This window comes from Burkholderia sp. 22088, from assembly GCF_052045915.1.
Lineage (GTDB): Bacteria > Pseudomonadota > Gammaproteobacteria > Burkholderiales > Burkholderiaceae > Burkholderia > Burkholderia cepacia.
In genome coordinates this window covers 223,205-247,192 of sequence record NZ_JBQEPY010000012.1, presented here as the reverse complement: position 1 = coordinate 247,192, position 23,988 = coordinate 223,205, and the positions used below count along the sequence as shown (strand labels likewise).

Annotated in this window: 26 protein-coding genes and 1 pseudogene; 4 read left to right on the top strand and 23 right to left on the bottom strand. The window is 68.8% G+C overall.

Going from position 1 to position 23,988, the window contains the following annotated elements:
- Nucleotides 1-51: 51 nt before the first annotated feature.
- The 9 genes from fliR to ACTJLD_RS23815 all read right to left on the bottom strand — a co-directional run bounded on the left by fliR (nt 52) and on the right by ACTJLD_RS23815 (nt 5,973).
- Nucleotides 52-834, bottom strand: a complete 783-nt coding sequence (gene fliR / locus ACTJLD_RS23855) for a flagellar biosynthetic protein FliR (RefSeq protein WP_059694492.1) — start codon at nt 832-834, stop codon at nt 52-54.
- 25 nt (nt 835-859) lie between these two features.
- Nucleotides 860-1,132: a flagellar biosynthesis protein FliQ gene (fliQ, locus tag ACTJLD_RS23850; RefSeq protein ID WP_021162238.1), complete on the bottom strand. Its 273-nt coding sequence runs from the start codon at nt 1,130-1,132 to the stop codon at nt 860-862.
- Nucleotides 1,133-1,151: 19 nt separating this feature from the next.
- The gene (fliP, locus tag ACTJLD_RS23845; RefSeq protein ID WP_027788754.1) at nt 1,152-1,913 is read right to left on the bottom strand and encodes a flagellar type III secretion system pore protein FliP; all 762 of its coding nucleotides are present in this window, start codon (nt 1,911-1,913) and stop codon (nt 1,152-1,154) included.
- A gap of 36 nt (nt 1,914-1,949) precedes the next feature.
- Nucleotides 1,950-2,522: a flagellar biosynthetic protein FliO gene (gene fliO / locus ACTJLD_RS23840; protein ID WP_134257146.1), complete on the bottom strand. Its 573-nt coding sequence runs from the start codon at nt 2,520-2,522 to the stop codon at nt 1,950-1,952.
- Nucleotides 2,519-3,010 carry a flagellar motor switch protein FliN gene (fliN, locus tag ACTJLD_RS23835; protein WP_021162235.1) on the bottom strand — a complete coding sequence of 164 codons (492 nt, stop codon included), beginning with the start codon at nt 3,008-3,010 and terminating at the stop codon, nt 2,519-2,521. The genes fliO and fliN overlap by 4 nt, the downstream gene beginning before the upstream one ends.
- Nucleotides 3,003-4,001 (bottom strand): flagellar motor switch protein FliM, encoded by a 999-nt coding sequence (gene fliM / locus ACTJLD_RS23830; protein WP_059687930.1) that lies wholly within the window; start codon nt 3,999-4,001, stop codon nt 3,003-3,005. Before fliM ends, fliN begins: the two co-directional genes overlap by 8 nt.
- Nucleotides 4,002-4,023: 22 nt before the next feature.
- On the bottom strand, nt 4,024-4,560 hold the full coding sequence (gene fliL, locus ACTJLD_RS23825) for a flagellar basal body-associated protein FliL (RefSeq protein WP_049097223.1): 537 nt from the start codon (nt 4,558-4,560) through the stop codon (nt 4,024-4,026).
- Nucleotides 4,561-4,760: 200 nt separating this feature from the next.
- Complete coding sequence (locus tag ACTJLD_RS23820; protein WP_027788751.1) at nt 4,761-5,483, bottom strand: LrgB family protein; 723 nt, start codon at nt 5,481-5,483, stop codon at nt 4,761-4,763.
- Between the two features lie 13 nt (nt 5,484-5,496).
- On the bottom strand, nt 5,497-5,973 hold the full coding sequence (locus ACTJLD_RS23815) for a CidA/LrgA family protein (RefSeq protein ID WP_027788750.1): 477 nt from the start codon (nt 5,971-5,973) through the stop codon (nt 5,497-5,499).
- Nucleotides 5,974-6,113: 140 nt separating this feature from the next.
- On the opposite strand from ACTJLD_RS23815, the gene ACTJLD_RS23810 reads away from it, so the two are divergent.
- Complete coding sequence (locus ACTJLD_RS23810; protein WP_027788749.1) at nt 6,114-7,040, top strand: LysR family transcriptional regulator; 927 nt, start codon at nt 6,114-6,116, stop codon at nt 7,038-7,040.
- A 26-nt stretch (nt 7,041-7,066) separates the two neighbouring features.
- On the opposite strand, the pseudogene ACTJLD_RS23805 reads toward ACTJLD_RS23810, so the two are convergent.
- The 3 genes and pseudogenes from ACTJLD_RS23805 to ACTJLD_RS23795 form a co-directional block, all read right to left on the bottom strand.
- Nucleotides 7,067-7,450: pseudogene (locus ACTJLD_RS23805) on the bottom strand (type II toxin-antitoxin system VapC family toxin); the annotation flags it as partial.
- 27 nt (nt 7,451-7,477) lie between these two features.
- On the bottom strand, nt 7,478-9,040 hold the full coding sequence (locus ACTJLD_RS23800; protein WP_027788746.1) for a DHA2 family efflux MFS transporter permease subunit: 1,563 nt from the start codon (nt 9,038-9,040) through the stop codon (nt 7,478-7,480).
- Between the two features lie 178 nt (nt 9,041-9,218).
- Nucleotides 9,219-9,710 (bottom strand): MarR family winged helix-turn-helix transcriptional regulator, encoded by a 492-nt coding sequence (locus ACTJLD_RS23795; RefSeq protein WP_027788745.1) that lies wholly within the window; start codon nt 9,708-9,710, stop codon nt 9,219-9,221.
- A gap of 174 nt (nt 9,711-9,884) precedes the next feature.
- On the opposite strand from ACTJLD_RS23795, the gene ACTJLD_RS23790 reads away from it, so the two are divergent.
- Both ACTJLD_RS23790 and ACTJLD_RS23785 read left to right on the top strand, forming a co-directional pair.
- Complete coding sequence (locus tag ACTJLD_RS23790) at nt 9,885-10,169, top strand: hypothetical protein (RefSeq protein ID WP_048023998.1); 285 nt, start codon at nt 9,885-9,887, stop codon at nt 10,167-10,169.
- Nucleotides 10,170-10,442: 273 nt separating this feature from the next.
- Nucleotides 10,443-11,984: an efflux transporter outer membrane subunit gene (locus tag ACTJLD_RS23785; protein ID WP_440659775.1), complete on the top strand. Its 1,542-nt coding sequence runs from the start codon at nt 10,443-10,445 to the stop codon at nt 11,982-11,984.
- 22 nt (nt 11,985-12,006) lie between these two features.
- Here the strand turns inward: ACTJLD_RS23785 and ACTJLD_RS23780 are convergent, their stop codons facing one another.
- The 8 genes from ACTJLD_RS23780 to gspG are packed head-to-tail and all read right to left on the bottom strand — an operon-like array spanning nt 12,007 to nt 18,016.
- Nucleotides 12,007-12,795, bottom strand: coding sequence for a type II secretion system protein N (locus ACTJLD_RS23780; RefSeq protein WP_124544919.1), 789 nt, complete (start codon nt 12,793-12,795; stop codon nt 12,007-12,009).
- Between the two features lie 31 nt (nt 12,796-12,826).
- Nucleotides 12,827-13,333, bottom strand: coding sequence for a type II secretion system protein GspM (gspM, locus tag ACTJLD_RS23775; protein ID WP_021162223.1), 507 nt, complete (start codon nt 13,331-13,333; stop codon nt 12,827-12,829).
- Complete coding sequence (gene gspL, locus ACTJLD_RS23770) at nt 13,330-14,688, bottom strand: type II secretion system protein GspL (RefSeq protein WP_440659774.1); 1,359 nt, start codon at nt 14,686-14,688, stop codon at nt 13,330-13,332. Before gspL ends, gspM begins: the two co-directional genes overlap by 4 nt.
- Before the next feature lie 26 nt (nt 14,689-14,714).
- A complete protein-coding gene (gspK, locus tag ACTJLD_RS23765; protein WP_059694514.1) occupies nt 14,715-15,848 on the bottom strand; it encodes a type II secretion system minor pseudopilin GspK in 1,134 nt (377 codons plus the stop codon).
- Between the two features lie 2 nt (nt 15,849-15,850).
- Complete coding sequence (locus ACTJLD_RS23760; protein WP_440659773.1) at nt 15,851-16,540, bottom strand: PulJ/GspJ family protein; 690 nt, start codon at nt 16,538-16,540, stop codon at nt 15,851-15,853.
- Nucleotides 16,518-16,952, bottom strand: coding sequence for a type II secretion system minor pseudopilin GspI (gspI, locus tag ACTJLD_RS23755; RefSeq protein ID WP_027788740.1), 435 nt, complete (start codon nt 16,950-16,952; stop codon nt 16,518-16,520). The genes ACTJLD_RS23760 and gspI overlap by 23 nt, the downstream gene beginning before the upstream one ends.
- 2 nt (nt 16,953-16,954) lie before the next feature.
- Complete coding sequence (locus ACTJLD_RS23750) at nt 16,955-17,524, bottom strand: GspH/FimT family pseudopilin (RefSeq protein ID WP_060174943.1); 570 nt, start codon at nt 17,522-17,524, stop codon at nt 16,955-16,957.
- A gap of 39 nt (nt 17,525-17,563) precedes the next feature.
- Nucleotides 17,564-18,016, bottom strand: a complete 453-nt coding sequence (gene gspG, locus ACTJLD_RS23745) for a type II secretion system major pseudopilin GspG (protein ID WP_027788738.1) — start codon at nt 18,014-18,016, stop codon at nt 17,564-17,566.
- 175 nt (nt 18,017-18,191) lie between these two features.
- Between gspG and ACTJLD_RS23740 the strand changes: the two genes are divergently transcribed.
- Nucleotides 18,192-18,602: a type II secretion system protein N gene (locus tag ACTJLD_RS23740; protein WP_027788737.1), complete on the top strand. Its 411-nt coding sequence runs from the start codon at nt 18,192-18,194 to the stop codon at nt 18,600-18,602.
- A gap of 30 nt (nt 18,603-18,632) precedes the next feature.
- On the opposite strand, the gene gspF is transcribed toward ACTJLD_RS23740, so the two are convergent.
- The 3 genes from gspF to gspD are packed head-to-tail and all read right to left on the bottom strand — an operon-like array spanning nt 18,633 to nt 23,696.
- On the bottom strand, nt 18,633-19,850 hold the full coding sequence (gene gspF, locus ACTJLD_RS23735; RefSeq protein ID WP_021160406.1) for a type II secretion system inner membrane protein GspF: 1,218 nt from the start codon (nt 19,848-19,850) through the stop codon (nt 18,633-18,635).
- Nucleotides 19,851-19,854: 4 nt separating this feature from the next.
- Complete coding sequence (gene gspE, locus ACTJLD_RS23730) at nt 19,855-21,354, bottom strand: type II secretion system ATPase GspE (protein ID WP_027788736.1); 1,500 nt, start codon at nt 21,352-21,354, stop codon at nt 19,855-19,857.
- Nucleotides 21,351-23,696 carry a type II secretion system secretin GspD gene (gene gspD / locus ACTJLD_RS23725; protein ID WP_027788735.1) on the bottom strand — a complete coding sequence of 782 codons (2,346 nt, stop codon included), beginning with the start codon at nt 23,694-23,696 and terminating at the stop codon, nt 21,351-21,353. Before gspD ends, gspE begins: the two co-directional genes overlap by 4 nt.
- Nucleotides 23,697-23,988: the final 292 nt, after the last annotated feature.

The window sequence follows — 23,988 nt, the reverse complement described above, 5'->3', positions numbered from 1 at the left end:
TTTTCCAGCAACGGGGGGCCGGAACAGGCAGCCAACGGGGGCGGGATGCGCTCAGCGCCAGCCGGTCAGCACGCGCCCCATCGCATCGATCCCCATGTCGAACAGGTGCGACACGAACGGCACGAGGTTCGGCACCATCAGCTGCACGAGCAACAGCCCGACGAGCATCGTGACGGGAAAGCCGATCTGGAACACGCCGATCTGCGGTGCCGCGCGGTTCAGGATGCCGAGCGCGAGGTTCGTGATCAGGAGCGCCGCGACCACCGGCAGCGAGAGCAGCAGCCCCATCTCGAACACCGTCGTGCCGAACGCGGCGAGCGTGCGCCAGCCGGGCGCGTGCAGCAGGTCGGCCGACACCGGCAGCGACTGGAACGACGCGGTGAGCGCGGCGAACACCTGCAGGTGGCCGTCCACCGCGAGGAACGCGAGCATCGCGACCGCGTTCAGGAAGCGCCCCATCACGGGCGTCGCGCCGCTCGTGTGCGGATCGAAGAAGGTGGCGAAGCCGAGCCCCATCGACAACCCGATGAAGTCGCCGGCCGCCTCGACGGCCGCGAACACGATCTGCATCGTGAAGCCCATCGCGGCGCCGATCAGGAACTGCGTGACGAGGATCCAGATGCCCTGCGCGGAAAACACGGTGACGTCCGGCATCGCGCCGAGCGTCGGCGCGACGACCAGCGCCATGAACGCGGCCAGGCCGATTTTCACGCGCGCGGGCACCGATGCGTGGCCCACGACGGGCGCGGTCGCGACGAGCGCGAGCATCCGCACGAACGGCCACAGGAACGCCGTGAGCCAGCCGTTGAGCTGCGCGTAGGTAACCGAGAACATCGCCGCCGGATCGTGCGCGCGCGGCTCAGCCGACGCCGAGCGTCGCGACGTGCAGCAGCGTCTGCCGCAGGTAGTCGAGCATCGTCGTCATCATCCACGGGCCGGCGATCACGAGCGTCGCGGCGACCGCGAGCAGCTTCGGGATGAACGACAGCGTCGCTTCGTTGATCTGCGTCGCGGCCTGGAACAGGCTCACGACGAGGCCGACCGCGAGCGCGACCAGCAGCAGCGGGGCGGAGAGCAGCAGGCCGACCATCATGGCCTGGTGCGCGAGGGTCATCACCTGTTCGGGCGTCATCGTGCGTTTCCTCCGCGCCTTACGTGAAGCTCTGCGCGAGCGAGCCGATCAGCAGCTGCCAGCCGTCGACCAGCACGAACAGCATCAGCTTGAACGGCAGCGACACGGTAGACGGCGACACCATCATCATCCCCATCGACATCAGCACGCTCGCGACGACCATGTCGATGATCAGGAACGGGATGAAGACCGTGAAGCCGATCTGGAAGCCGGTCTTCAGCTCGCTCGTGACGAACGCGGGCACCAGCAGCGACAGCGGCACGTCTTCCGGGCCCTGCATCGGCGCGGCCTTCGAGATCTTCGCGAACAGCGCGAGATCGGTCTCGCGGGTCTGCTTCAGCATGAAGGTCTTGAACGGCGCGACGCCGCGCTGCACGGCCTGCTCCATCGGCATCGAGCCGTCGGAAAACGGCTTGTAGCCGTCGTTGTAGGCCCGGTCGAGCACCGGCGACATCACGAAGAAGGTGAGGAACATCGCAAGGCCGACGAGCACCTGGTTCGGCGGCGTCGTCGCGGTGCCGAGCGCCTGGCGCAGCAGCGACAGCACGATGATGATGCGCGTGAAGCTCGTCATCATCAGCAGCATCGCCGGCAGGAACGACAGCATCGTGAGCAGCAGCATCGTCTGCACGCTCAGCGAATAGGTGGTGCCGCCGTGCGGGCCCGGGCTCGCGTTGAACGCGGGCAGGCCGTTCGCCTGCGCGCACGCGAGCGCGGGGGCGAGGCAGAGGATCAGCACGGGCGCGAAGCGCGCCGCGCGATGCAGGAATGCGTGTTTCATCGAAATGCGGGGTCGGAAAGAGGGCGCGGCGCCATGTCAGCGGTCCTTGCCGCGACCGAGGCGCTTCGCGGCTTCGCCCGCGAGCGCGTCGCGAAACCGCGAGCCAAACGTGCCGGGCAGGCCGCCGTCGGACGGTGCGGCGCCGGAAGGTGCGCCGGTCGAGGCGGTCGTCGCGCCGGCCGCCGCCGAACCGGCCGGCAGCGCATGCAGCAGTCGCACGTTGCCCGGCGCGACGCCGAGCACGAGCCAGGTGTCGCCGATCTCGACGATCGTCGCGCTTTCCTTGGCGCCCACCGCGACGCTCGACACGACCTTCAGCGGGCCGCCGCGGCGCACGTGCTGGAAGCCGAAGCGGCGCGCGAGCCACGCGCACGCGAACACGAGACCGATCACGACCGCGAGCCCGACGAGGGTCTGCAGCACCGCGCCGATGCCCAGCGACGGCGCGGCCGAACCGACGGTCACGCTCGACGCGATCGCCCCGGCGTTGTTCACCGCGTTCATGTCGGCGGCACCGGCCGGTGCGCACGCGAGCGACGCCGCGATGGCCGCGACAGCCGCCACCGCGCTCGCGACGCGCGCACGGCGGCCGGGCTTCGCCACGTTCATCGATTCAGCTTCCGGATGCGTTCGGCCGGCGTGATGATGTCGGTCAGGCGGATGCCGAACTTGTCGTTGACGACCACCACCTCGCCCTGCGCGATCAGGCAGCCGTTCACGAGCACGTCCATCGGCTCGCCGGCCATGCCGTCCAGCTCGACGACCGAACCCTGCGCGAGCTGCAGCAGGTTGCGGATCGCGATCTTCGTGCGGCCGAGCTCCACGGTCATCTTGACCGGGATGTCGAGGATCATCTCGATGTCGTTGTGTGTCGAGCTGGCCGCGGCCTTCGACAGCGGCTGGAACACGCCGGCGCCCGTCGCGCCCGGCTGCACCGGCTGCTGGTTCTGCTCGGCGAGCGCGGCGGCCCAGTCGTCCATGCCCGGATCTTCCTCCGCTGCGGCCGGCGCCGCCTGCGCGGCGGCGGCCGAGGCCGCGAGGGCCGCGTCGGCCATCGCTTGCGCGTCGTCCTCGGGCGTCTGGTTCAGCTCACTCATATCCACCTTCCTTCATCGAGTCGCCCGCGCTGATCATCTTCTGCACGCGCAACGCATATTGACCATTGAAAATTCCGTAGCCGCATTCCATCACCGGCACGCCGTCGACCTTCGCGGTGATCGTGTCCTCGATCTCCAGCGGCAGTACGTCGCCCGCGCGCAGGTTCAGGATCTTCTCGAAGGTCGACGAGATCTCGGCGAGATTCGCGGTCAGCTCGACCTCGGCGGCCTGCACCTGCTGCGACAGCACGCGCACCCAGCGGCGGTCGACTTCGAGCGCCTCGCCCTGGATCGGCGATGCGAGCACGTCGCGGATCGGCTCGACCATCGAGTACGGCATGCAGATGTGCAGCGTGCCGCCCGTCGGCCCGAACTCGATCGAGAACTGCGTGACGATCACGATCTCGTTCGGCGTCGCGACGTTCGCGAACTGCGTGTGCATCTCCGAGCGCACGAATTCGAACTGCAGCGGCCGCACGCTCTTCCACGCGGTCGTGTAGTGCTCGAACACGAGGTTCAGCAGCTTGCCGATGATCCGCTGCTCGGTGGCCGTGAAATCGCGGCCCTCGACGCGCGTGTGGAAGCGCCCGTCGCCGCCGAACAGGTTGTCGACGACGAAGAACACGAGGTTCGGGTCGAACACGAACAGGGACGTGCCGCGCAGCGGCTTCACGTGCACGAGGTTCAGGTTCGTCGGGATCGGCAGGTTGCGGGTGAATTCGCTGTACTTCTGCACCTTCACCTGGCTGACGGAGATTTCCGCCGTGCGCCGCATGAAGTTGAAGATGCCGATCCGCAACAGGCGCGCGAAGCGGTCGTTGATGATCTCGAGGCCGGGCATCCGGCCGCGGACGATCCGCTCCTGCGTCGCGATGTTGTAGGGGCGGACGCCCGACGTGTCGCGCTGCTCGTCGACTGAATCGGTTTCGCCCGTGACGCCCTTGAGGAGGGCATCGACCTCCTCCTGGGACATGAACTCCTGGTGGCCCATACGCGCTCCTTTCGCGGCCGCGTTACTGGACGACGAATTCGGTGAACAGCACGTCGTCGACCTTCGCGCGCTGGTTGCCCGGCTGCGTCGGCTGCTCGATCAGTTCCCGCAGTTCCTTCGCGAGCGAACGTTTGCCGTCCGGCGTCGCGAGATCCTCGGGATGCTTGTTCGACAGCGCGAGCAGGATCCGGCTGCGGATCTCCGGCATCCGCGCGGTCAGCTGCTCCTGCGCCTTCGGGTCGGTGAGCTTCAGCGACAGGCCGACGCGCAGGTAGTGCTGCGCGCCGTCGTCGGACTGCAGGTTCACGGTCAGCGGGTCGAGCGGGAAGAACACCGGTGCGGCCAGCGGCGCCGGCTCGGCGGGCGCGCTCGCATGGCCGACGCCTTCCTTGCTCAGGAACACGTACATGCCGCCGGCTGCGGCGGCCGCCGCGCCCAGCGCGATGACGGCGATGAGCGCGATGCGCTTGAACTTGCCGGACGAAGCCGGCTTGTCGGCGGTCGGGTTTGCGGTCGTGGAGGCCATGTGGATGCGTGCGTGATGTCTCGTAGCATGCATTGTTCGGCATCCGGGCCGAGCCTGATGGGCGGAAAAGAGGGGGGATTTGCGGCTATCTCAGCCGATTGTCGGCCGGCGCGGCTCGGTGCAGGGCAGGAACGGCGGGGGAAACCGGCCGGGGGCGGCGGGCCGGCGCTCCGTCAGGCAGGAAAGGCGAGGAGCGGTGGGGCGGGCGAGCCGTGGCGCCCGCCCGGACAACGTCAGATCGGCAACAGCGACAGCAGCGGCGCGATCAGCACCATCGCGACGCCCGCGATCATCATCGTGAGGCTCGACACGACGCCTTCCTCGCTGCCGATCTCGCGCGCCTTCGCGGTGCCCACGCCGTGGGCGGCCGCGCCGAACAGCGCACCGCGCGCGAGCCGCGTGCGCATCGGCACCAGCGCGAGCACGATCTCGCCGAGCAGCATCCCGCAGATGCCGGTCGCGATCACGAAGAGGGCGGTGAGGTCCTTGGGCGCGTGGATCTTGTCGGAGACGGCGAGCGCGAACGGGGTCGAGACCGAGCGTGTCATCAGCGAGCGCTGCAGCTCGGGCGACAGGTGCAGCAGCTTCGCGAGCAGCAGCGAGCCGCACACGCCCGCGCCGATCCCGACCGCGACGCCGACCGACAGCGACAGCCAGTGGCGGCGGATCAGGTCGCGATAGTCGTAGATCGGCACCGCGAACGCGATCGTCGCCGGGCCGAGCAGCCACATCAGCCAGCGCGTGTCGCGGAAGTAGACCGAATACGGGATGCCGGTCAGCAGCACGAGCAGCACCAGCACGCCCGGCACGAACACGAGCGGCGAGAACAGCAGCGTCTTCCTGTACGCGTAGAGCCGCTTCGACGCGAAATACAGCGCGACCGTCAGCACGAAGCAGCCGACGGAGATCGCGGTATTCACCTGGTCGACGGACAGGCTCGACAGCAGCGGCAACATGGCAGGCTCCGGCTCAGTGGGCGGACACGGTGGCGAGGCGCGCGCGGCGGCGTTCGGCGAACACGCGCTGCGCGGCGAGCCGGCGCTCGAGCTTCGCGGCGAGGTCGACCGCGACGGCCACCGCGACCATCACGAACGCGGTGCCGGCGAGCATCACCAGCGCGATGCGCCAGCCGTCCTCGCGGAACAACCCGCCGTACTGCACGGCCGCGACGGCGGCCGGCACGAAGAACAGCAGCATGTCGGACAGCAGCCAGTTCGCGCCGTCCTTCACCCACGCGGGCGCGACACGGCCCGAGAACAGCAGCACGAGGAGCACCGCGAGGCCGATCACGCCGGACGGAATCGGCAGCCCGATCCTGCGCACGGCCCAGTCGACCGCCATCCACAGCACGCCGAGCGCGGCGGCCTGCAGCACGATCCGGCCCGTGTGCGCGATGCTGCCCGAAGCGGCGGGGCGGGCGGCGGCGGTAGCGGTCGTCTTGGTCATGGCAGGCTCCATACAGATATTGCGTCGATGGGAGGAGTATAGGGTTTCCCCTAACCATAAATAAAATGACTTGTCTCTATCCTTATCATTCCAATTCGGAATTCTGATTGAGTTTGTTGCACCAATCTGGGGAGTGATCGATGGAATTGCGCGCACTGCGGTACTTCGTCGAGGTGGTTCGCCAGCAGAGCTTCACGGCGGCCGCCGACAGGCTGTTCGTGACCCAGCCGACCATCAGCAAGATGGTGAAGGCGCTGGAGGACGAGATCGGTTCGCCGCTGCTGCTGCGGGACGGCCGGCAGATGGTGCTGACCGACGCCGGGCGGATCGTGTTCCAGCGCGGCCAGGACGTGCTCGCCGCGCAGGCGCAGCTGCAGTCGGAGCTGAACGATCTCGGCACGCTCGGGCGCGGCGAGCTGACGATCGGCATCCCGCCGCTCGGCGGCTCGCTGTTCACGCCGATCATCGCCGCGTACAAGCAGCGCTACCCGAACATCGAGCTGAAGCTGTTCGAGCAGGGCGCGCGGATGATCGAGGCCGCGCTGACGTCGGGTGAACTGGAACTCGGCGGGCTGCTGGAGCCGGTGGATCCCGGCACCTTCGAACGGCTGCCGATGGTGCGTGCGCCGTTGTGGCTCGTCGCACCGCGCGAGTCGCGCTGGGAGGATCACGCGGCTGTGCCGCTCGCGGATCTCGCGCGCGAGTCGTTCGTGTTCTACGCGGAAAGCCTCGCGCTGCACGACGCGGTGCTGGACGCGTGCCGGCAGGCCGGCTTCACGCCGTCGATCGTGAGCCGCAGCGGCCACTGGGATTTCATGGCCGCGCTCGTGCATGCGGGGGTCGGCATCGCGCTGCTGCCCGAGCCGTATTGCCGGCGGCTCGACGCGGGCCAGTTCACGTGCCGGCCGATCGTCGAGCCGGAAATCACGTGGGCGATTGCGCTCGGCTGGCTGAAGAAGGGGTATCTGTCGCACGCGGCGCGCGCGTGGCTCGACGTCGCGCGGGCGACGCTGCCCATCGCGCCCGGCGACGATCTGGCGTTCGGCGGGTTGCGGGCGAGGGCGTGACGGCCGGGCGATGCCCGGCGCACTCGGACGTGCCTGATCGGGCCCGGATAGCAGGCGACGGCAGGGTCGTGCGCAAGCAGCGTAATGCCTTCCGAGATCGCCTGCGCGACCAGGAGACGGTCAAACGGATTTCGATGGATCGGCGGCAGTTGTTCGACTGCAAGTGCGTGTGCGCTCGTGATCGGCAATTCCACGTAGCCGACATCGAGGAGATTGCGGCGGAGCACGTTTGGGTCCACCTGGAAATCGTCGCGATCCAGACCACGCTTGATGACGATCTTCCAGAGGCTCGCGACGCTGAAAAGCGGTGTACAGGCGGGATCCTCGATGAGCGCACCGGCGCGGGCGGGCAGCTCGGCCGCACCGGCTGCCGCCCGAAGAAGCAGGCGTGTGTCGAGCAGCAACTTCATGCGTCACCCTCGAACCGCTTGCCGATTTCAATGCCCCATCGCCGGCCCCGCCCCCTTCCTCGGCTTCGTGATCCACACGAGCGCCGCGAGCGCGCCGAACATGAAGGCCGACAGCAGGAAGAAGTCGTTGGTCGCCATCATGAAGCCCTGCTGCGTGACGAGCTGGTTGAGCTGCGCGTTGGCTGTCTGGCCGACGATGCCGAGCTGCGACAGCGCGCCCTGGTAGTCGGTCGTGCTCTGCGCATACACGCTCACCGACTCCGACAGCCGCGCGTGGTGGTAGATCGCGTCGTTCTCCCAGAACGTCGAGCTGGCCGCGGTGCCGATCGCGCCCGACAGCGTGCGCAGGAAGTTCGACAGCCCCGACGCGCTCGCGAGCCGCTCGTCGGAGATGCTCGACAGCGTGATCGTCGTCATCGGCACGAAGAAGCACGCCACGCCGATCCCCTGCACGAGACGCGGCAGGATCACATGGTTGAACGGCACGTCGAGCGTAAACGTCGAGTTCCAGATCGACACGCCGGCGAACACGATGAACGCGAAGCTCGCGACCATCCGCAGGTCGAGCCGGTGCATGTTGCGGCCGATCAGCGGCGACAGCACGAGCGCGAGCAGCCCGACCGGCGCGGTCGCGAGGCCGGCCTTGCCCGCCGTGTAGCCCATCACCGTCTGCAGCCACAGCGGGAAGATCACGACCGAGCCGAAGAACGCCATGAAGCCGAACGAGATGATCAGCGCGCCGAGCGCGAAGTTGCGGTCCTTGAAGAGCGACAGGTCGACCACCGGCTCCTTCTCGGTCGCCTCCCACACGAGCATGAACGCGAGCGACACGACCGCGATCAGCGCGAGTGCGACGATGAACGTCGAGTTGAACCAGTCGCGGTCCTTGCCGAGGTCGAGCATCATCTGCAGGCACGACACGCCGATCACGAGCAGCGCGAGGCCGATCGCGTCGATCCGCTGCTTCGTCGTCTTCGTCTCGCGGCCGCGCAGCAGGAAATACGCGCAGGTCGCCGAGAAGATGCCGATCGGCAGGTTGATGTAGAAGATCCACGGCCACGTGTAGTTGTCGCTGATCCAGCCGCCCAGCAGCGGGCCGAAGATCGGCGCGACGATCACCGTCATCGCCCATAACCCGAGTGCGAGCCCGCGCTTCGCGGGCGGGTAGCTGCGCATCAGGATCGTCTGCGACAGCGGCACCATCGGCCCCGACACGAGGCCCTGCAGCAGCCGGAACGCGATCAGCGTCTCGAAGTTGGTCGCCAGGCCGCACAGCGCCGACGCGATCGTGAACGCGAGCACCGACAGCGTGAACAGCCGCACCTCGCCGACGCGCCGCGCGAGCCAGCCGGTAAGCGGCACCGCGATCGCGGACGCGACCGAGTACGACGAGATCACCCAGGTGCCTTCGCTCGTCGCGACGCCGAGGCTGCCCGAGATGGTCGGCACCGCGACGTTCGCGATCGACGTGTCGAGCACTTCCATGAAGGTGCCGAGCGCCAGCCCGACGGTGAGTAGCGCGAGTGCGCCGCCGGACAGCGGCGCGGGTTCGGCGGCGGGGGAGGCGGCGGATGCCGTGGTGGCGGACATCGAAATCTCCTAGACGCGGCGCGCGCGACGCGCCGGCACAACGCACGGGTGTGCGCCGCAGCGCAGCCCGGCCGGGTGGAACGGATAAAGGGAAAAGGGGAGCGCGTGCCCTGTCATCTTCTGCCCAGACAGATAAATAAGCGAACGCTTAACCTAGACATGGGGGCCTCCGCGCACATCAGCAGTCCGCTTCGTCGTCGGGTTTCGGGCAGCCGGCCGTGCCGGGCCCGTTGGCGATGAAGCGTTGCAGCAGGCCGGTGAGCGTCGCAAGCTCGTCGGCCGAGAAACCGTCGAGCTGCGCGTTGAGCGCGGTCGCGATCAGCGACGGCAGCGCACGGGCGGCTTCGGCGCCGCGTTCGGTCAGCGTCAGCTCGATCATCCGGCGGTCCTGCTCGCTGCGCGAACGGGCAATCAGCCCCTTGCGTTCGAGCCGGTCGAGCATTCGGGTCATCGAGCCGCTGTCGTACGACATCTTGCGGGACAGCTCGAACGGTGTACGCGCATAACCGCGCGCCAGCAGCAGGATCACGCCGATCTGCTGCGCGGTGAGGTCGAGCGGCTCGAGCGCGCGATCCATCCGCTCGACGAGCGCCTGCTTCGCCTTCGACAGGTAATAGCCGAGGCTCGTTTCCAGCGTGATGTTCTCGGGATCGTAGAGGCCGCCGGTCATGCGATTGCGCGCGCAGCAATAGTGCGTTTCGGATTTGGACGCGCCCAGTATCTTGAAAATTGATTGCTTAGTCAATATTATTCGAGACTACCAGTTACGACGTGCATGTTGCACTGCCGGAGACTATGTTCTGACCGATTCGCCCGCGCTGCCGGGCACCCGAGGATGTTCGCGATGCTGTTCCTGAAAAATGCCGCCGGCGCGCTGCGCCGCAACCTGACCGATACCGCTCACCATGTGTTTTCCGGGCCGCACCGCGGCTGGAAGATCGCGCTGTACGTGACGATGCTGGTGGTGCCGGGCGGCTCGCTCGCGGCGCTCGGGGTGGCATGGTTCGATCATCGCCGGCAGCGCAACGCGAAAGACGGTGCGCGCCGCACGGGCCAGCCGGCCGCGACGGAGCCGTCGACATGGCGGCCCGCCGCCGAACCGCTCCCGCTGCCCGCGCGCTGCCACTGACGGCGCGCCCTCCCGCCTGTCTTCCTGACTGTTCCGTCCGAACCCCGGCCGCAGCCCCGCACGGCCGGCATCGCCCGCCCGTCTTCCGGCCAGCGAGCCGTAATGGCCGGTAAACCGGCCGCTCGCGCCGGTAACACATTCCTGTCGCCGCGCACCGTACCCTTTGGGCTGCGCAGCTATCCCGCCGTCAGTTACCATTTGTCCGCCAGCGGCACGACGACCGCATCGCGCGACGCCGCTCGCCGGACGTCGCGCCCAGACAGGAATATCACCATGCCGTACGCCTCCCTCCCGCGCGCCCTTCGCCCGCTGAGCGCCGCCGTCGCCGTCGCGACGGCCGTGCTGCTCGCCGGCTGCGCCGTCGGGCCCGACTATCACCGGCCCGACACGTCGATCCCCGCCGCATACAAGGAAGCGCCGGCCGGCTGGAAGGTCGCGCAACCCGCCGACCGCACCGATCGCGGCCCGTGGTGGACGGTCTACAACGATCCGCAGCTCGATGCGCTGATCGGCAAGCTCAACGCCTCGAACCAGACCATCGCGCAATCGGCGGCCGCTTACCGGCAGGCGCGCGCGCTCGTCACCGAGGCGCGTGCCGCGTATTTCCCGACCGTCGGGCTGACCGCGTCGGGCTCGCGCGCCCGCACGCCGCGCACGTCGATATCGTCGGGTTCGTCGTCGGGTTTCGGCAGCGGTTCGTCCGGTTCGATCAACAACAACTACAGCGTCGGCCTCGACGCGAGCTGGGAACCCGACCTGTGGGGCAAGGTGAGCCGTACCGTCAGCGCGCAGCGCGCCGGCGAAGCGGCCGCCGCGGCCGATCTCGCGAACGCGCGGCTGTCGCAGCAGGCGCTGCTCGCGCAAACCTATTACCAGCTGCGCACGTCCGATGCGCTGCAGAAGCTGCTCGACGACACCGTGAAGTCGTACCAGCGGTCGCTGACGCTCACGCAGAACCAGTACGCGCAGGGCGTCGCCGCGCGCGCGGACGTGATCCAGGCGCAGACGCAGCTGCAGAGCGCGCAGGCGGCGTCGATCGACAACGGCGTCGCACGCGCGCAGTACGAGCACGCGATCGCGACGCTGATCGGCGAACCGGCGTCGACCTTCTCGCTGCCGCCGAATCCGCTCGCAGCCGAGCCGCCGATCACGCCGGTCGACGTGCCGTCCGCGATCCTCGAGCGCCGGCCCGACATCGCGGCGGCCGAGCGCCGTGCGGCGGCCGCGAACGAGCAGATCGGCGTCGCGATCTCGGCGTTCTTCCCGACCCTCACGCTGTCGGCCACCGGCGGCGTCCAGAGCTCGGTGTGGTCGCAGCTGTTCACGCTGCCGGCCCGCTTCTGGACGGTCGGCCCGCAGCTCGCGGCCACGCTGTTCGACGCAGGTCTGCGCGCCGCGCAGACCGACGCCGCGCGTGCGACCTACGACCAGGACGTCGCCGCATACCGCCTCGCGGTGCTCACCGCATTCCAGGACGTCGAGGACAACCTCGCGTCGCAACGCATCCTCGCGCAGGAAATCGACGTGCAGCGACAGGCCGTCGACAGCGCCGAGCACGCGCTCGCGATCGTCACGAACCAGTACAAGGCCGGCACGGTCGCCTACCTGAACGTGCTGACCGCGCAGACCACCGCGTTCACCGCGCAGCAGAAGCTCGCGACGATCGCCGGGCAGCGGATGGTGTCGTCGGTCGGGCTCGTGAAGGCGCTCGGCGGCGGGTGGAACGTCGCGGAGATGGCGCGCGAGAACGGCGACATGGCCGCGCCCGCACCCGTGCCGGCGTCCGGTGCGGCCGCGCCGCTCGCGCAGAAGTAGGAAGGAAAGGGCGACGCGCGCGTCAGCGCTGCGCGTCGCCGAAGATCAGCGAAACCTCGTTGTTGCCGATCGGATGACCGAGCAGGTTCAGCAGCCCGGCGAGGTTCGCCTGCTGCTCGGGCGCCGAATGCGCGGTGCCGCGGAACGATCCCTGGCCGGGCCCGAAGTTGCCGTGGCCGTCGAGAAACAGCGGGCCCTGCGTCGTCGACAGGTCGAGATCGGCGCCGGCTCCCTTCGCCTGCAGCACCGCGCGGTACGAACCGAGCGGCTTCACGCGCGAGATGCGCGAACTCATCGAGTCGATCGTCACCGTCAGCTGGCCGAACGCGTTGTTGCCGATCAGGCGCCAGTCGCTCCAGCCGAGCCGCACGTCGCCTTGCAGGTCGAGCGTGTTGAACGGCGTGCCGAGCCCCGCGAGCAGCGACGCCGGCACGGCCATCGTGCCCGCCGACAGCACCGCGCCGCGCCACGTCGCATCGAGCGTGACCGCATCCGGCATCGCCTCGGTCTGCCGCATGCGCATCTGCACGCGCCCGGTCAGGAGCGGCCAGAATCCCGTGGTCCATTCGACCCGGCCCGGCAGCAGCGTCGCCGCGCTCTGGTCGGCCCCCGGCGCGAGCATCAGCGTGCCCGAACCGTGCCACAGCGACCCGTCCGGATCGACGAGATTCACGTGCCCGCCGGTCGCGCGCGCGAACTGCGGCGCGATCCACGCGGCCGGCGCGAGCGCGACGAGCGTCACCGCCGTCGCCAGTCCGCCCGCCAGTACCCACGGCAATGCGGTGGCGAGCCGCTTGATCCCCGGCCTCATCGGCCGACCGCCACTTGCGTCATCCACTGCGTCATTTCTGCGTAGACGGTTGCATCACGGCCGTCAGGTCGACCTGGCCGTCGTCCTTCAGCGCGGTGGCATGCGCCTCGCCGACCTGCACCTTGAACTGCCGGCGCGCATCGTCGAGCCACTGCGTCCACGCCGGGAACGACACGTTCTTCATCTGGATCTGCACGCCGTTGCCGACGATCTGCACCTGCGCACCCTGCATTCCGTGATCGGACAGCGACGCGGTCAGCGCATCCTTCAGCGCGAGGCCGGTCGGTGCCACGCCTTGCGCGGCGGCCGCCAGCGACTTCGCCTCGTTCGCCTGCGCGGTCATCTGCGCAAGCTCGCGGCGCATCGTCGGCAGCTCGCGCTGGATCCGCGCGCGGCCTTCCTGCGCGGGCGACCACAGCACCGAATACGCGATCGCGACCGCCAGCACGGCGCCACCCCAGCCGAGCAGCATTTTTTCGCGCGGCGAGCGCTCGCCCCAGAACTGGGCCAGCGTCTGGTTCAGTTGTTCCGTCTTCATGAGCGGCTCCGGATCGTCCATTTGCCCGTGTTGCTGTCGACTTCGCCGGACAGTCCGTTACGCGCGAGGCGCTGCGTGAAATCGGGATCGACCTTGACCTCCGGCTTGAAGCCGACGTCGAGCCGCCGGTCGTGATAGTCGAGCGACGCGATGCCGTTCAGCGGCAGCGCACCCATCGATCGCGACAGCCCGCTCGACAGCGCGAGGAAATCGTTCGGCGACAGCTCGCCGGCCGCCACGCGCAACTGGTCGAGCTGGCGCTGCATCTGCGCGGGCGGATCGAGCACCGTCGTCGTCTTCGGGAATGCGGACAGCAGCGTCTCGGTGATCTGTGCCGACAGCGCATCGCGCTCGCGCGACAGCTTCCACCAGTGCAGGTTCATCCCGATCACCGCCACGCCGAGCGTCGCCGCGGCGAGTGCGAGCGGCACGCGCAGGCGCTTCACCGTCGCGCGGTCGAAGCGCCACGGCTGCGATTCGAATTCGAACTGGCACAGGTCGAACTTCTCGGTCAGCGCGCGCCGTGCGAACGCGTCGAACGACAGCGGCGCGGCACCCGGCAGCAGCGGGCCGTCGGCGCGGCCGACCGACGCGAGCCGCAGCTCCGCGCCCGGCTCGCCGAGTTCGTACAGTTCGACGTCACCGCCGCCCGCGAGCGCGGCCAGCGTGCCGGCCGCGCGCGACGCGGGTGCCGCGAAGCCTTCGCCGAGCGCACCGCGCGCGACCGCGAGTTCGAGGCGCGGCGCACCGGCCGTGGCCGGCAGCGCGCCGGCCTCGACGAGCACCGGTTCGACCGGCGCCGCGAGGCCGAGCACCGCGGCCACCGTCGCCGGGCGGGCCGGCGGCGTGTCGACGGCGTCCGCGGCAACCGCCACGACATCGACCTCGCCGTCGGCCGGCGCGGCCGGTGCGTGCGGCGCCGGCAGGCAGCGTGTCGCGGGCACCGCGCTCAGGTGCCGGTGGCCGGCCGCCGTGAACGCTTCGCAGATCGTGCGGAACCACGCGCGATCGACGACGGCCAGCACGCGGCGCCCGTCGGGCAGCGCATCCGGATCGAGCGCGATGTGACAGCCGAGCGGATCCTGGATCAGCTGATCCTCGACGATGTTGGGCAGCGCCTGGCGCAGCTTCGGACCCTTGAGCGGCGGCACGGTCGCGGCCAGCAGCAGCACGTCGCGCGCGGCGACGATCAGCACCGTCGCATTCGCGCGCGGCAGCAGCGCCAGCGCGGCGCGGCCGGCGCGCTGCACGTGGCCGGCCTTGTCGACGAGCGTGAACGGCAGCTCGGGCCACTGCCATTCCTGCAACGGCACGGCAGGCTCGCGCGGCGGCAAAGAAACAATCAACGTGCTCACAAGAGCTCCTCTCCCGAATGGCGTCGTTATAGCTGGTCGCGAATGCGCACGACCCGTGTCGAATGCGTGGTCGGATCACGATACACGAGCGAGGTGCGATCGACCTCCGCGCGTTCGTGCTGGATCCGGCCATGCACGATGAAATAGCTCGAATTGACGTCGACGAGACTCGAGTCGAGCGTCACGTTCGGCGGCGCACCGGCGCCGCGCAGCGCGAGCTGCACATCGGCGACGTTGCGGAAAAACACGGTCTCGCGGCGCGACACGAGCGCCTGCGCGGACGACACGCTCATCCCCGGGATCAGCGCCGCGATCACCTCGGCCGGCGCGGTGTTCATGTTCACGGGCGTCGTGGTCGGCAGCACGGTGACGAACGGGCGCAGCCGCGCGACCATCTCGGGCGTCACGCCGTCGACGTCGAGCAGGCTGTCGACACCCGTCATCATCAGCGGCGCGGGCCCGCGGTCGCCGCCCGTCATGCCGGGATCGTCGGTGAAGCCGCCGCCGCCCTGCTGATCGGTCGCCACCGGCGCGGTGACCGGCGGCGCCGTGCCGCCGCCCGGCAGCGTGGGCATCTGGAAACGCGTCGCCGAATTCAGCAGGCCCGCGCGCACCTGTAGCGCGACGCGTTTCGCGAACGCGCCGTCGTAGCCGAGCGTCGTCAGCAGGCGCTGGAACGCCTGGACCTGCGTGACGTTCAACTGCAGCACGCCGGGCGCCGGCGACGCCACGAGGTTGCGCAGGTTGAACTTCGCCTGGGCGTCCTCGATCGAGCCGGAGATATAGGTGTCTTCGCCGCCGGTGTCGTTGGGCGCGCCGATCCGCCCGAGGAAGTCCGACAGTTTCGTCTTCGCGATCGGCACGCCCCAGATGCCGCCGAGGTACGTGATGCCGGGCGCCGTATCGCCTTCGGAGCGCAGGATCATCCGCGTCCAGTCGAGCGCGCCGCGCGCGACCCACTGCGCCTGCGCGATCTCGCGCTGGTTCTCGATGCGGCGGATCTGCACCTGCTGGCGCCACAGCATCCCCGAGACGAGGATCGCCGACAGCGCGACGACGAGCAGCGCGGTGATGATCGCCGCGCCGCGCTGGCGGCCGCGTGCCCGTGCGTGACCGGCAGCACGGGCGGCAGGCAATGAACGGGGAGGGCGTGCGCGCATCGTCATTCCCCGACGAGGAAGATGCGCGTGACCGGCACGCGCAGCGACGTCGCACCGATGCTGACCTGCAGCCCCGTCACCGCGCGCGTCGGCGGCGCGTTGCCGAGCTGCGGCACCTTGAGCGCATCGTTGTTCTGCGCGAGCGCGTCGTCGGCCGTCTGCAGGTTGGTGGTCCAGCCCACGCGCGGCACGTACAGCTTCGCGTCGATCGCGCCGACGCCGCCCATCAGCGCGACCCAGCTCCAGCCTTCGACGCTGCTGTCCTTCAGCATGCCGCGCAGCCGGTTCGCGTCGTCGATCGGCGGCGACGCGTAGCGCACGACCCGCCCGCCGGCGATCCGGTAGCGGACCACCTGCAGCCGCGGCGCGACGCCCGGCACCTCGAGTTCGCGGACGATCTGCAGCGTGTTGCCGGCGACGCCGATCGCCGGCAGGCCGGCTTCGTCGTCGGTCGCGGCGAGCCGCGCGTCGATGCGCATCTGGTCGAACATCTGCGCGAACACGCGTTCGTCTTCCATCGCGGCCGCGACCTTGTCGCGACCGCGCATGATCTGGTCGAGCCCGCGCCACGCGAGGATCGCGACCACCGCGAGGATCGCGATCGCGATCATCAGCTCGATCAGCGTGAAGCCGCGGGCGGGGCGGGCGAACGGGCGTCGCATCGGCGCGTCAGAGCGGACGGCTGGTTTCATTCGCGACCACCGTCACCATCTGCGCGAGCACGCCGGCCTGCCCGGGCGTGCTCACCGAAATCCGGACGCGCCGGAACACCGGGTTGGGCGTGGTGCTCACGCGCTGCGTGCAGACGAGCTGCACGTTGCCTTGCGAGCAGTCGAAACTCTGCTCGCCGATCTCCGGCCACGCATGCGTGAGCCGCATCTGCGCGAGCGCGTTGTCGGCGCTCCAGCCGGCGAGCAGCCGGCGATGAAGATCGGAGGCGTTGGTCGCCATCGTCCCGACCGCGCGGATCGACGCGGCGAGCGCGACCGCGATGATCGCGAGCGCGACCAGCACCTCGATCATCGTGAAACCGCGCCGCGCATGCAGTCCCGTTGGGGCATGGCGGTGCGATGAAGCAACGGGGAAGGGCAGGCGACGACGCATCGTCATTGCACCTCGTAGCGGCCGTTGCCGGTGCCGACGATCGTCGCGCTGCCGGCGGCCGAATGCAGCGTCACGCGCACCGGCGTGTCGATGCTCTCGGTGCCGAACACGACGCGGCTCGCGCGCGTGTCGGACCCCGGATAGTCGATGTCGGCGCCCGTGACGCCGCCGTCCCAGTCACGCGGGCGCAGCAGGTCGTCGCGCAGCGTGCGCCAGCCGTCGGGCGAGCTCACGTCGAAACGGAAGCCGTGTGCGGTCGGCTGCCATGCGATCGGCCGTGCACGCACCTGCGCCTCGTCGCCGGCGGTCTCGAACAGCAGCGCGATGCGCTGCGCTTCCTCGCGCAGGTCGGTACGCGGATTGCGCGTGAGCGACAGCGACGCGAGCGACACGAGCAGGCCCGCGATCACGAGCACGACCAGCATTTCGAGCAGCGTGAAGCCGCGCGTGCGACGCCGCCGCGCACCGTGCTTCGTCGGCCCGCCGTCGGCATGCGCCGGCACGGACGAAGCCGCGCCGCGACGCACACGGCGGTCGCGACCGCAGCGGGAGGTCGTGCGAATGGCGAGCATGAAGAACGGGAACGAAGCGTCGGGCCGGTCAGTGAGCGCTTATTGCCACGAACCGATGTCGGTATCGTTGCCGTCGCCGCCTTCCTTGCCGTCGGCGCCGTAGCTGAACACGTCGATCTCGCCGTGCACGCCCGGGTTCAGGTACTTGTACCCGTTGCCCCACGGATCGTTCGGCAGGCGCTCGAGATAACCGCCGTCCTTCCAGTTGTTCGGGATCGGATCGGTGGACGGCTTCTGGATCAGTGCGTTCAGGCCCTGATCCTGGGTCGGGTAGCGGCCGTTGTCGAGACGGTACAGCTTGAGCGCCTGCATGATCGTGCCGATGTCCTGTTTCGCGGCGATGCGGCGCGCCTCGTCCGGGCGGCTCATGATCTTCGGCACGATCAGCGCCGCCAGGATCCCGAGGATCGCGACCACCACCATGATCTCGATCAGCGTGAAACCGCGCTGACGACGCACGGCCGCGTTGCGGCGAGTGATCCACGTTTGCATGACTGACTACCTCTTTCCAAAAAATGTCGTTGGTTGCGTGACGCGCCCGGTGCACCGGACGATTGCCTGACGGCAACCTTCCGGACCCGCGGGCGCGGAGCACGCATTGTAAGGCGCGCATTGCCGAGGGCTTTCACCCAACGCAAATTTCACATAGATCCGTACAATAGCGCGCATGAACGCGCTCTCGATCCGGATCCTCTCCCTAGCCCTCTTCGCGGGTTTGTGCGCGACGGCCACCTACTGGGTCGTCACGCTGTCAGCCCGTGAAGCGCCGCTGCCCGCCGCCGCCGCGCGGCTGCCGATCCGTACCGAGGACGCCGCGGCGCTCTTCGGCGGTCAGCTCGACAAGAATCCCGTGCAGGACATCCACCTGTTCGGCATCCTCTCGCTCGATCGCGGTGCCGCCGCGATCGTCGGCGTCGGCGGCGAACCGCCGCGCGCCGTGTCGCTCGGTGCGGAGGTCACGCCCGGCGCGAAGCTCGCCGAAGTCCGCCCCCGCTCGATCGTCGTCGACCGCAACGGCGCCCGCGCCGAAATCCAGCTGCCGGCGAACACGCCGTCCCCCGCGATCTACATGCGCTGAACGGTAGCGGCCCGATCGACTGTCGGGCCGTTACTGCACCATGTTGTTCAGCTCGATGATCGGCAGCATCACGGCCAGCACGATCACGAGCACGATGCCGCCCATCGCCAGGATCAGGAGCGGCTCGAGCAGGCTCGTCAGGAACATCGTGCGGCGCTCGAGCTCGCGCGCTTCGCCTTCGGCCGCACGATCCAGCATCGTCGTCACGTCGCCCGTCGCTTCGCCGGAACGGATCAGGTGCACGAGCACCGGCGGAAACGTCTTCACGTTGTTCAGCGCGCGCGACAGCGCGGAGCCTTCGCGCACGCGCACGATCGCGTCGTCGATGTTCGCGCGCATCGCGCGGTTCGACAGCGTCTCGCCGGCCGCCTGCAACGCGCGCAGGATCGGCACGCCCGCCGCGGTGAGGATGCCGAGCGTGCTCGCGAACCGCACCGTGTTGTAGCCGCGCACGAGCTTGCCTGCCAGCGGCGCGGTCAGCACCCAGCGGTCGAAGCGCAGCCGCGGGCCGTCACGCGACAGCGTCGCCTTCACGAACCACACGACGAGCACGACCGCGATCAGGATCGCCCACCACCAGTGCCGCACGAAATCCGACAGCGCCATCATCACGATCGTCAGTACGGGCAGCTGCTGCTTCGTGCTCGCGAACACGTTGACGACCTGGGGCACGACATAGCTCAGCAGGAACGTGACGATGCCGAATGCGATCAGCGTGACGATCCCCGGATACGTGAACGCCAGCAGGATCTTCTGCTTCAGCGCGTTGCTTTGCTCGATGTAGTCGGCGAGGCGCGACAGCACGATGCCGAGCTTGCCGGTGTGCTCGCCGGCCGCGACGAGCGCGCGATAGATTTCGGGGAAGTCGCGCGGATGCTGGCCCAGCGCGTTCGCGAGCGAATGGCCGCCGAGCACTTCCGCGCGGATCGCGGCCATCAGTTCGCGGATGTAGTCGCGCTCGGCCTGCTCGGTCAGCACGCCGAGCGCCTCGTCGAGCGGCAGCCCAGCGATCAGCAGGCTCGCGAGCTGGCGCGTCAGGATCGCCTGTTCGCGCTGCGACAGCTTGCGGCCGAACGCGAGCCGCTGCGACCGCGCCCCGCGCGTCGCGCTGGCGGCCGGCTCGACGACGAGCGGCGTCAGCCCCTGCGTACGCAGCTGGCCGCGCGCGGCACGCGCGCTGTCGGCGTCGATGACGCCCTTCTGCGCGCGTCCCGCCGAATCGATTGCTTCGAAACGGAATGCCGGCATCGCGCTATGCGCCTCCCGTCACGCGCAACACTTCCTCGAGCGACGTCGCGCCGGACGCGAGCCAGCGCTCGGCGTCGTCGCGCAGCGTGCGCATCCCTTCCGCACGACCGGCGGCGAGAATCTCCGCGTCGGCCGCGTTGCGGTGGATCAGCGAGCGGATCGACTCGTCGACCAGCAGCAGTTCGTATACCCCGCGCCGGCCCGCGTAGCCCGAATGACCGCACTTGTCGCAGCCGACCGGATGCCACACGGTGCGGCCTTCTTCCTGGCGTTCTTCCTTGCAGACGGGGCAGAGCTGGCGCACGAGCCGCTGCGCGAGCACGCCGAGCAGCGACGACGCGAGCAGGTAGGGTTCGACGCCCATGTCGGTCAGACGCGTGACGGCCGATGCCGCATCGTTCGTGTGCAGCGTCGCGAGCACGAGGTGGCCCGTCAGCGACGCCTGCACCGCGATCTGCGCGGTTTCGAGGTCGCGGATCTCGCCGATCATGATCACGTCCGGATCCTGGCGCAGGATCGAGCGCAGCGCACGGGCAAAGGTCATCCCGATCCGCTCGTTCACCTGCGTCTGGCCGATGCCGCCGAGGTCGTATTCGATCGGGTCCTCGACGGTCATGATGTTGGTCGTCGCGGTTTCGAGCCGCGACATCGACGCATACAGCGTGGTCGTCTTGCCCGAGCCGGTCGGGCCGGTGACGAGCACGATGCCGTGCGGGCGGGCGATCAGCTTGTCGAACTGGACGAGCGTGTCGCGGCCCATCCCGAGCGCCTCGAGGTTCAGCCGCTGCGCATCCTTTTCCAGCAGACGCAGCACCGCGCGCTCGCCGTGCCCGGTCGGCAGCGTCGACACGCGCACGTCCACCGGCCGGCCGCCGACGCGCAGCGTGATGCGGCCGTCCTGCGGCAGGCGCTTCTCCGCGATGTCGAGCTGCGCCATGATCTTGATCCGCGAGATCAGCGCACCGTGCAGCGCTTTCTTCGGCCGCACGACGTCACGCAGCGTGCCGTCGACGCGAAAGCGCACGACGGAAGCATTCTCGAACGGCTCGATGTGGATGTCCGATGCCTGTTCGCGCGCCGCTTGCGTGAGCAGCGCGTTGATCATCCGGATGATCGGCGCGTCGTCCTCCGATTCGAGCAGATCCTCGACTTCGGGGATGTCCTGCATCAGCCGCGACAGGTCGACTTCGCCTTCGACCTCGCCGACCACCTGCGCGGCGCTGCCGTCCTGGCGCGCGTACGCGTGGTTGATCGCCTGCGCGAGCTCGTCGGCCGGCACGCGATGCACGGAGATCGAGCCGAAGTTGCGCGCGATCTCCGCGAGCGCGGCATCGCTCGTGCGTTCGCTGATCCACACCTCGAGCGTGTCGTCGAGCTGGTGCGCGATCAGCACCTGGCCGCTCTTCGCGAAGCCGTACGGCAGCAGCCGCGCGGCGAGCGGCGACGGCGGCTGGCGTTCGCCCGGCGCGCCGTCGTGGGCGGAAGAGGCGAGCACGTCGCTCACTGCGAGGCTCCCGGCGTGGCCGTCAGCGGCTGTTGCGGCACCGCCTGCTGCGGCACGCTCTGCGGCTGCGCGGGCGTCGCCTCCGGCAACGGCTGGGCCGGGACCGGCACCACCTGGCGCTGTACCTGCTGGCGACGCATCTTGTCGAGATCGAACAGGTTGCCCGCGGCCGTGCCACCCTGGCTCGGGCCGATCGGCATCGGCGGGACGACCGGATCGTCCTTGTCGCGCATCACGTTGTTGTCGGACTTGTACGCGCCCGTCACGCCCTGGATGTAGTCGTAACGATTGGCCGTGACTTCCTGCGCGGTATTGCGATCGGAAATGATCACCGGGCGCAGGAATACCATCAGGTTGGTTTTCTGGCGCAGCTTCGTTTCGGAACGGAACAGCTGGCCGATCCACGGAATGTCGCCGAGCAGCGGCACCTTGCTGTTCGACACCTGGTAGTTGTCCTGCATCAAGCCGCCGAGCACGATGATCTCGCCGTTGTCCGCGAGGATCGTCGACTGGATCGAGCGCTTCGTGAAGGTCGGGCCGGTCTGCGCGCTGGTCGTGCCGGCGACCACCGCCGAATCCTCGGTATAGAGCTGCAGCTTGAGGATCCCGCCGTCGGTGATCTGCGGCTTCACGTGCAGCGTCAGGCCAACGTCGCGACGGTCGTAGGTGTTGAACGCATTGTTCGTGTTGCCGCTCGTCAGGTTCGAATACGAACCGGTCGCGATCGGCACGTTCTGGCCGACGACGATCTTCGCTTCCTCGTTGTCGAGCGTGATCAGGTTCGGTGTCGACAGCACGTTCGCGTCGCTCACGCCCGAGAAATACTGCAGCAGTGCACCGAGCCCCTGCACGCCGAACATGTTGTGCAGCCAGCCGATGTTGAGCCCCTGGCTCAGCGCCCCGAGATTGTTGGCCAGCCCGCCGCCGGTGATGCCGCCGGCGGCGTTGGCCACGCCGCCCGCCGTCAGGTTGATGATGCTGTTGCCCAGACCGCCAGTGGGGTTCAGGTTCGTGCCGCCGAGAAACTGGCCGCTCGCGACCTGCCACTGGATACCGAGGTTGCCGGACGTATTCGAGTTCAGCTCGACGATCAGCGCTTCGATATAGACCTGCGCGCGCCGCGCGTCGAGCTGGTCGATCACCGAGCGCAGGTTCCGGTACACCGGATCCGACGCGGTGATGATCAGCGAGTTGGTCGCCGCGTCGGCCTGGATCATGCCGCCCGGCTGGTTGTCGTCGCCTTTGTCCTTGTCGCCGCCGAGCAGGCCGGCGCTGCCGAGACCGCCGCCGCTGCCCGACGAACCGCCGTACCCCGACGAGGACGACGAACCGCCGAGGCCGCCCGACGGCAGCGGCGGGGTGCCGGACGTGCCGGTCGAGAAGTTGCCGCTCGACGACGAGCCGCCGTTCTGGTTGAAGCTGTTCGCATCGTTGGACGATGCCGACGAGCCGCTGTCGCTGCCGCTCCCCTTGCCGAGCATGCCGCGCAGCGTCTTCGCCAGCTTCACCGCATCGGCATTGCGCAGCGGCACGACATGCATGTTGCCGGGCACCCCGCTCGGCGCGTCGAGCTGCTGCACGAGGCGCTTCGCGGCCGCGAGGCGCGACGCGCTCGACGCGCGCAGCAGCAGCGAGTTGGTCCGCGGGTCGGCCGTGACCGACACCTTCAGCGTTGCGTCGCTGTTGCCGATCGCGCCGGGGTCGAGCATTTTCTGCAGCTGCGCGGCGAGGTCGATCGCGTTCGCGTTGCGCAGCGGAACGACCTGCACCTGCGCGCCCGCGGCGCTGTCGACGCCGGCGATGATCTGCGCGATGCGCCGCACGTTGTCCGCGTAGTCGGTGACGACGATCGTGTTGTTCGCCGGGTAGGCCGTCACCGTGTTGTTCGGCGAGATCAGCGGCCGCAGCACGGGCAGCAGGTTGTTCGCCGATTCGTTGTGCAGCTCGAACACCTGCGTGATCACCTGGTCGCCGCGCGCCTGCGGCGCGTTGCCGACGTAGGTCGGCACGCCCTGCAGCTTCGCGTCGGCCTCGGGCACGACCTTCAGCACGCCGTGATCCTGCACGAGCGCGAAGCCCTGCATCCGCAGCGCCGACTGCAGCGTCTTCAGCGCCTGGTCTTCCGGCACCGGCCGTTCGGCCACGAGGTTGAGCTGCCCCTTCACGCGGGGGTCGACGATGATGGTCTTGCCGGTTGCGGCGCCGATCGCCTTGGCGACCTGGTCGATATCCGCATTCACGAAGTTGAGCGTGACCTGAGCGTAGGCGGCCTGCGAAACGATGAGGCCGGCGACGATCAGGGTCGTGGCGACACGCCGCATAACGAAGCGATTTCTTGTCATGGATGAATGGGTCGATGCCGGCTCAGGCCACTTCCGGCGGTAGTGCTTGGGATCCAAGTCCTAAAGAGGCGACATTAGCAGTTTTTCATGTCCGAAATATCACATTGACCCGAGGACTGTCTCACATACGACATGTATTCTGCGAGCCGTATGCAATATGTAATGTTCGGCGCTATGCTCTGCATCCCGGCCATCGCCCCCGTTTCACGATGAACCGACACGGAAATGCGGTATAACCGGGCTGCCGTATTCCTGTATGTCGCAAGCTGACGGACTGTCGGTATGATACGGG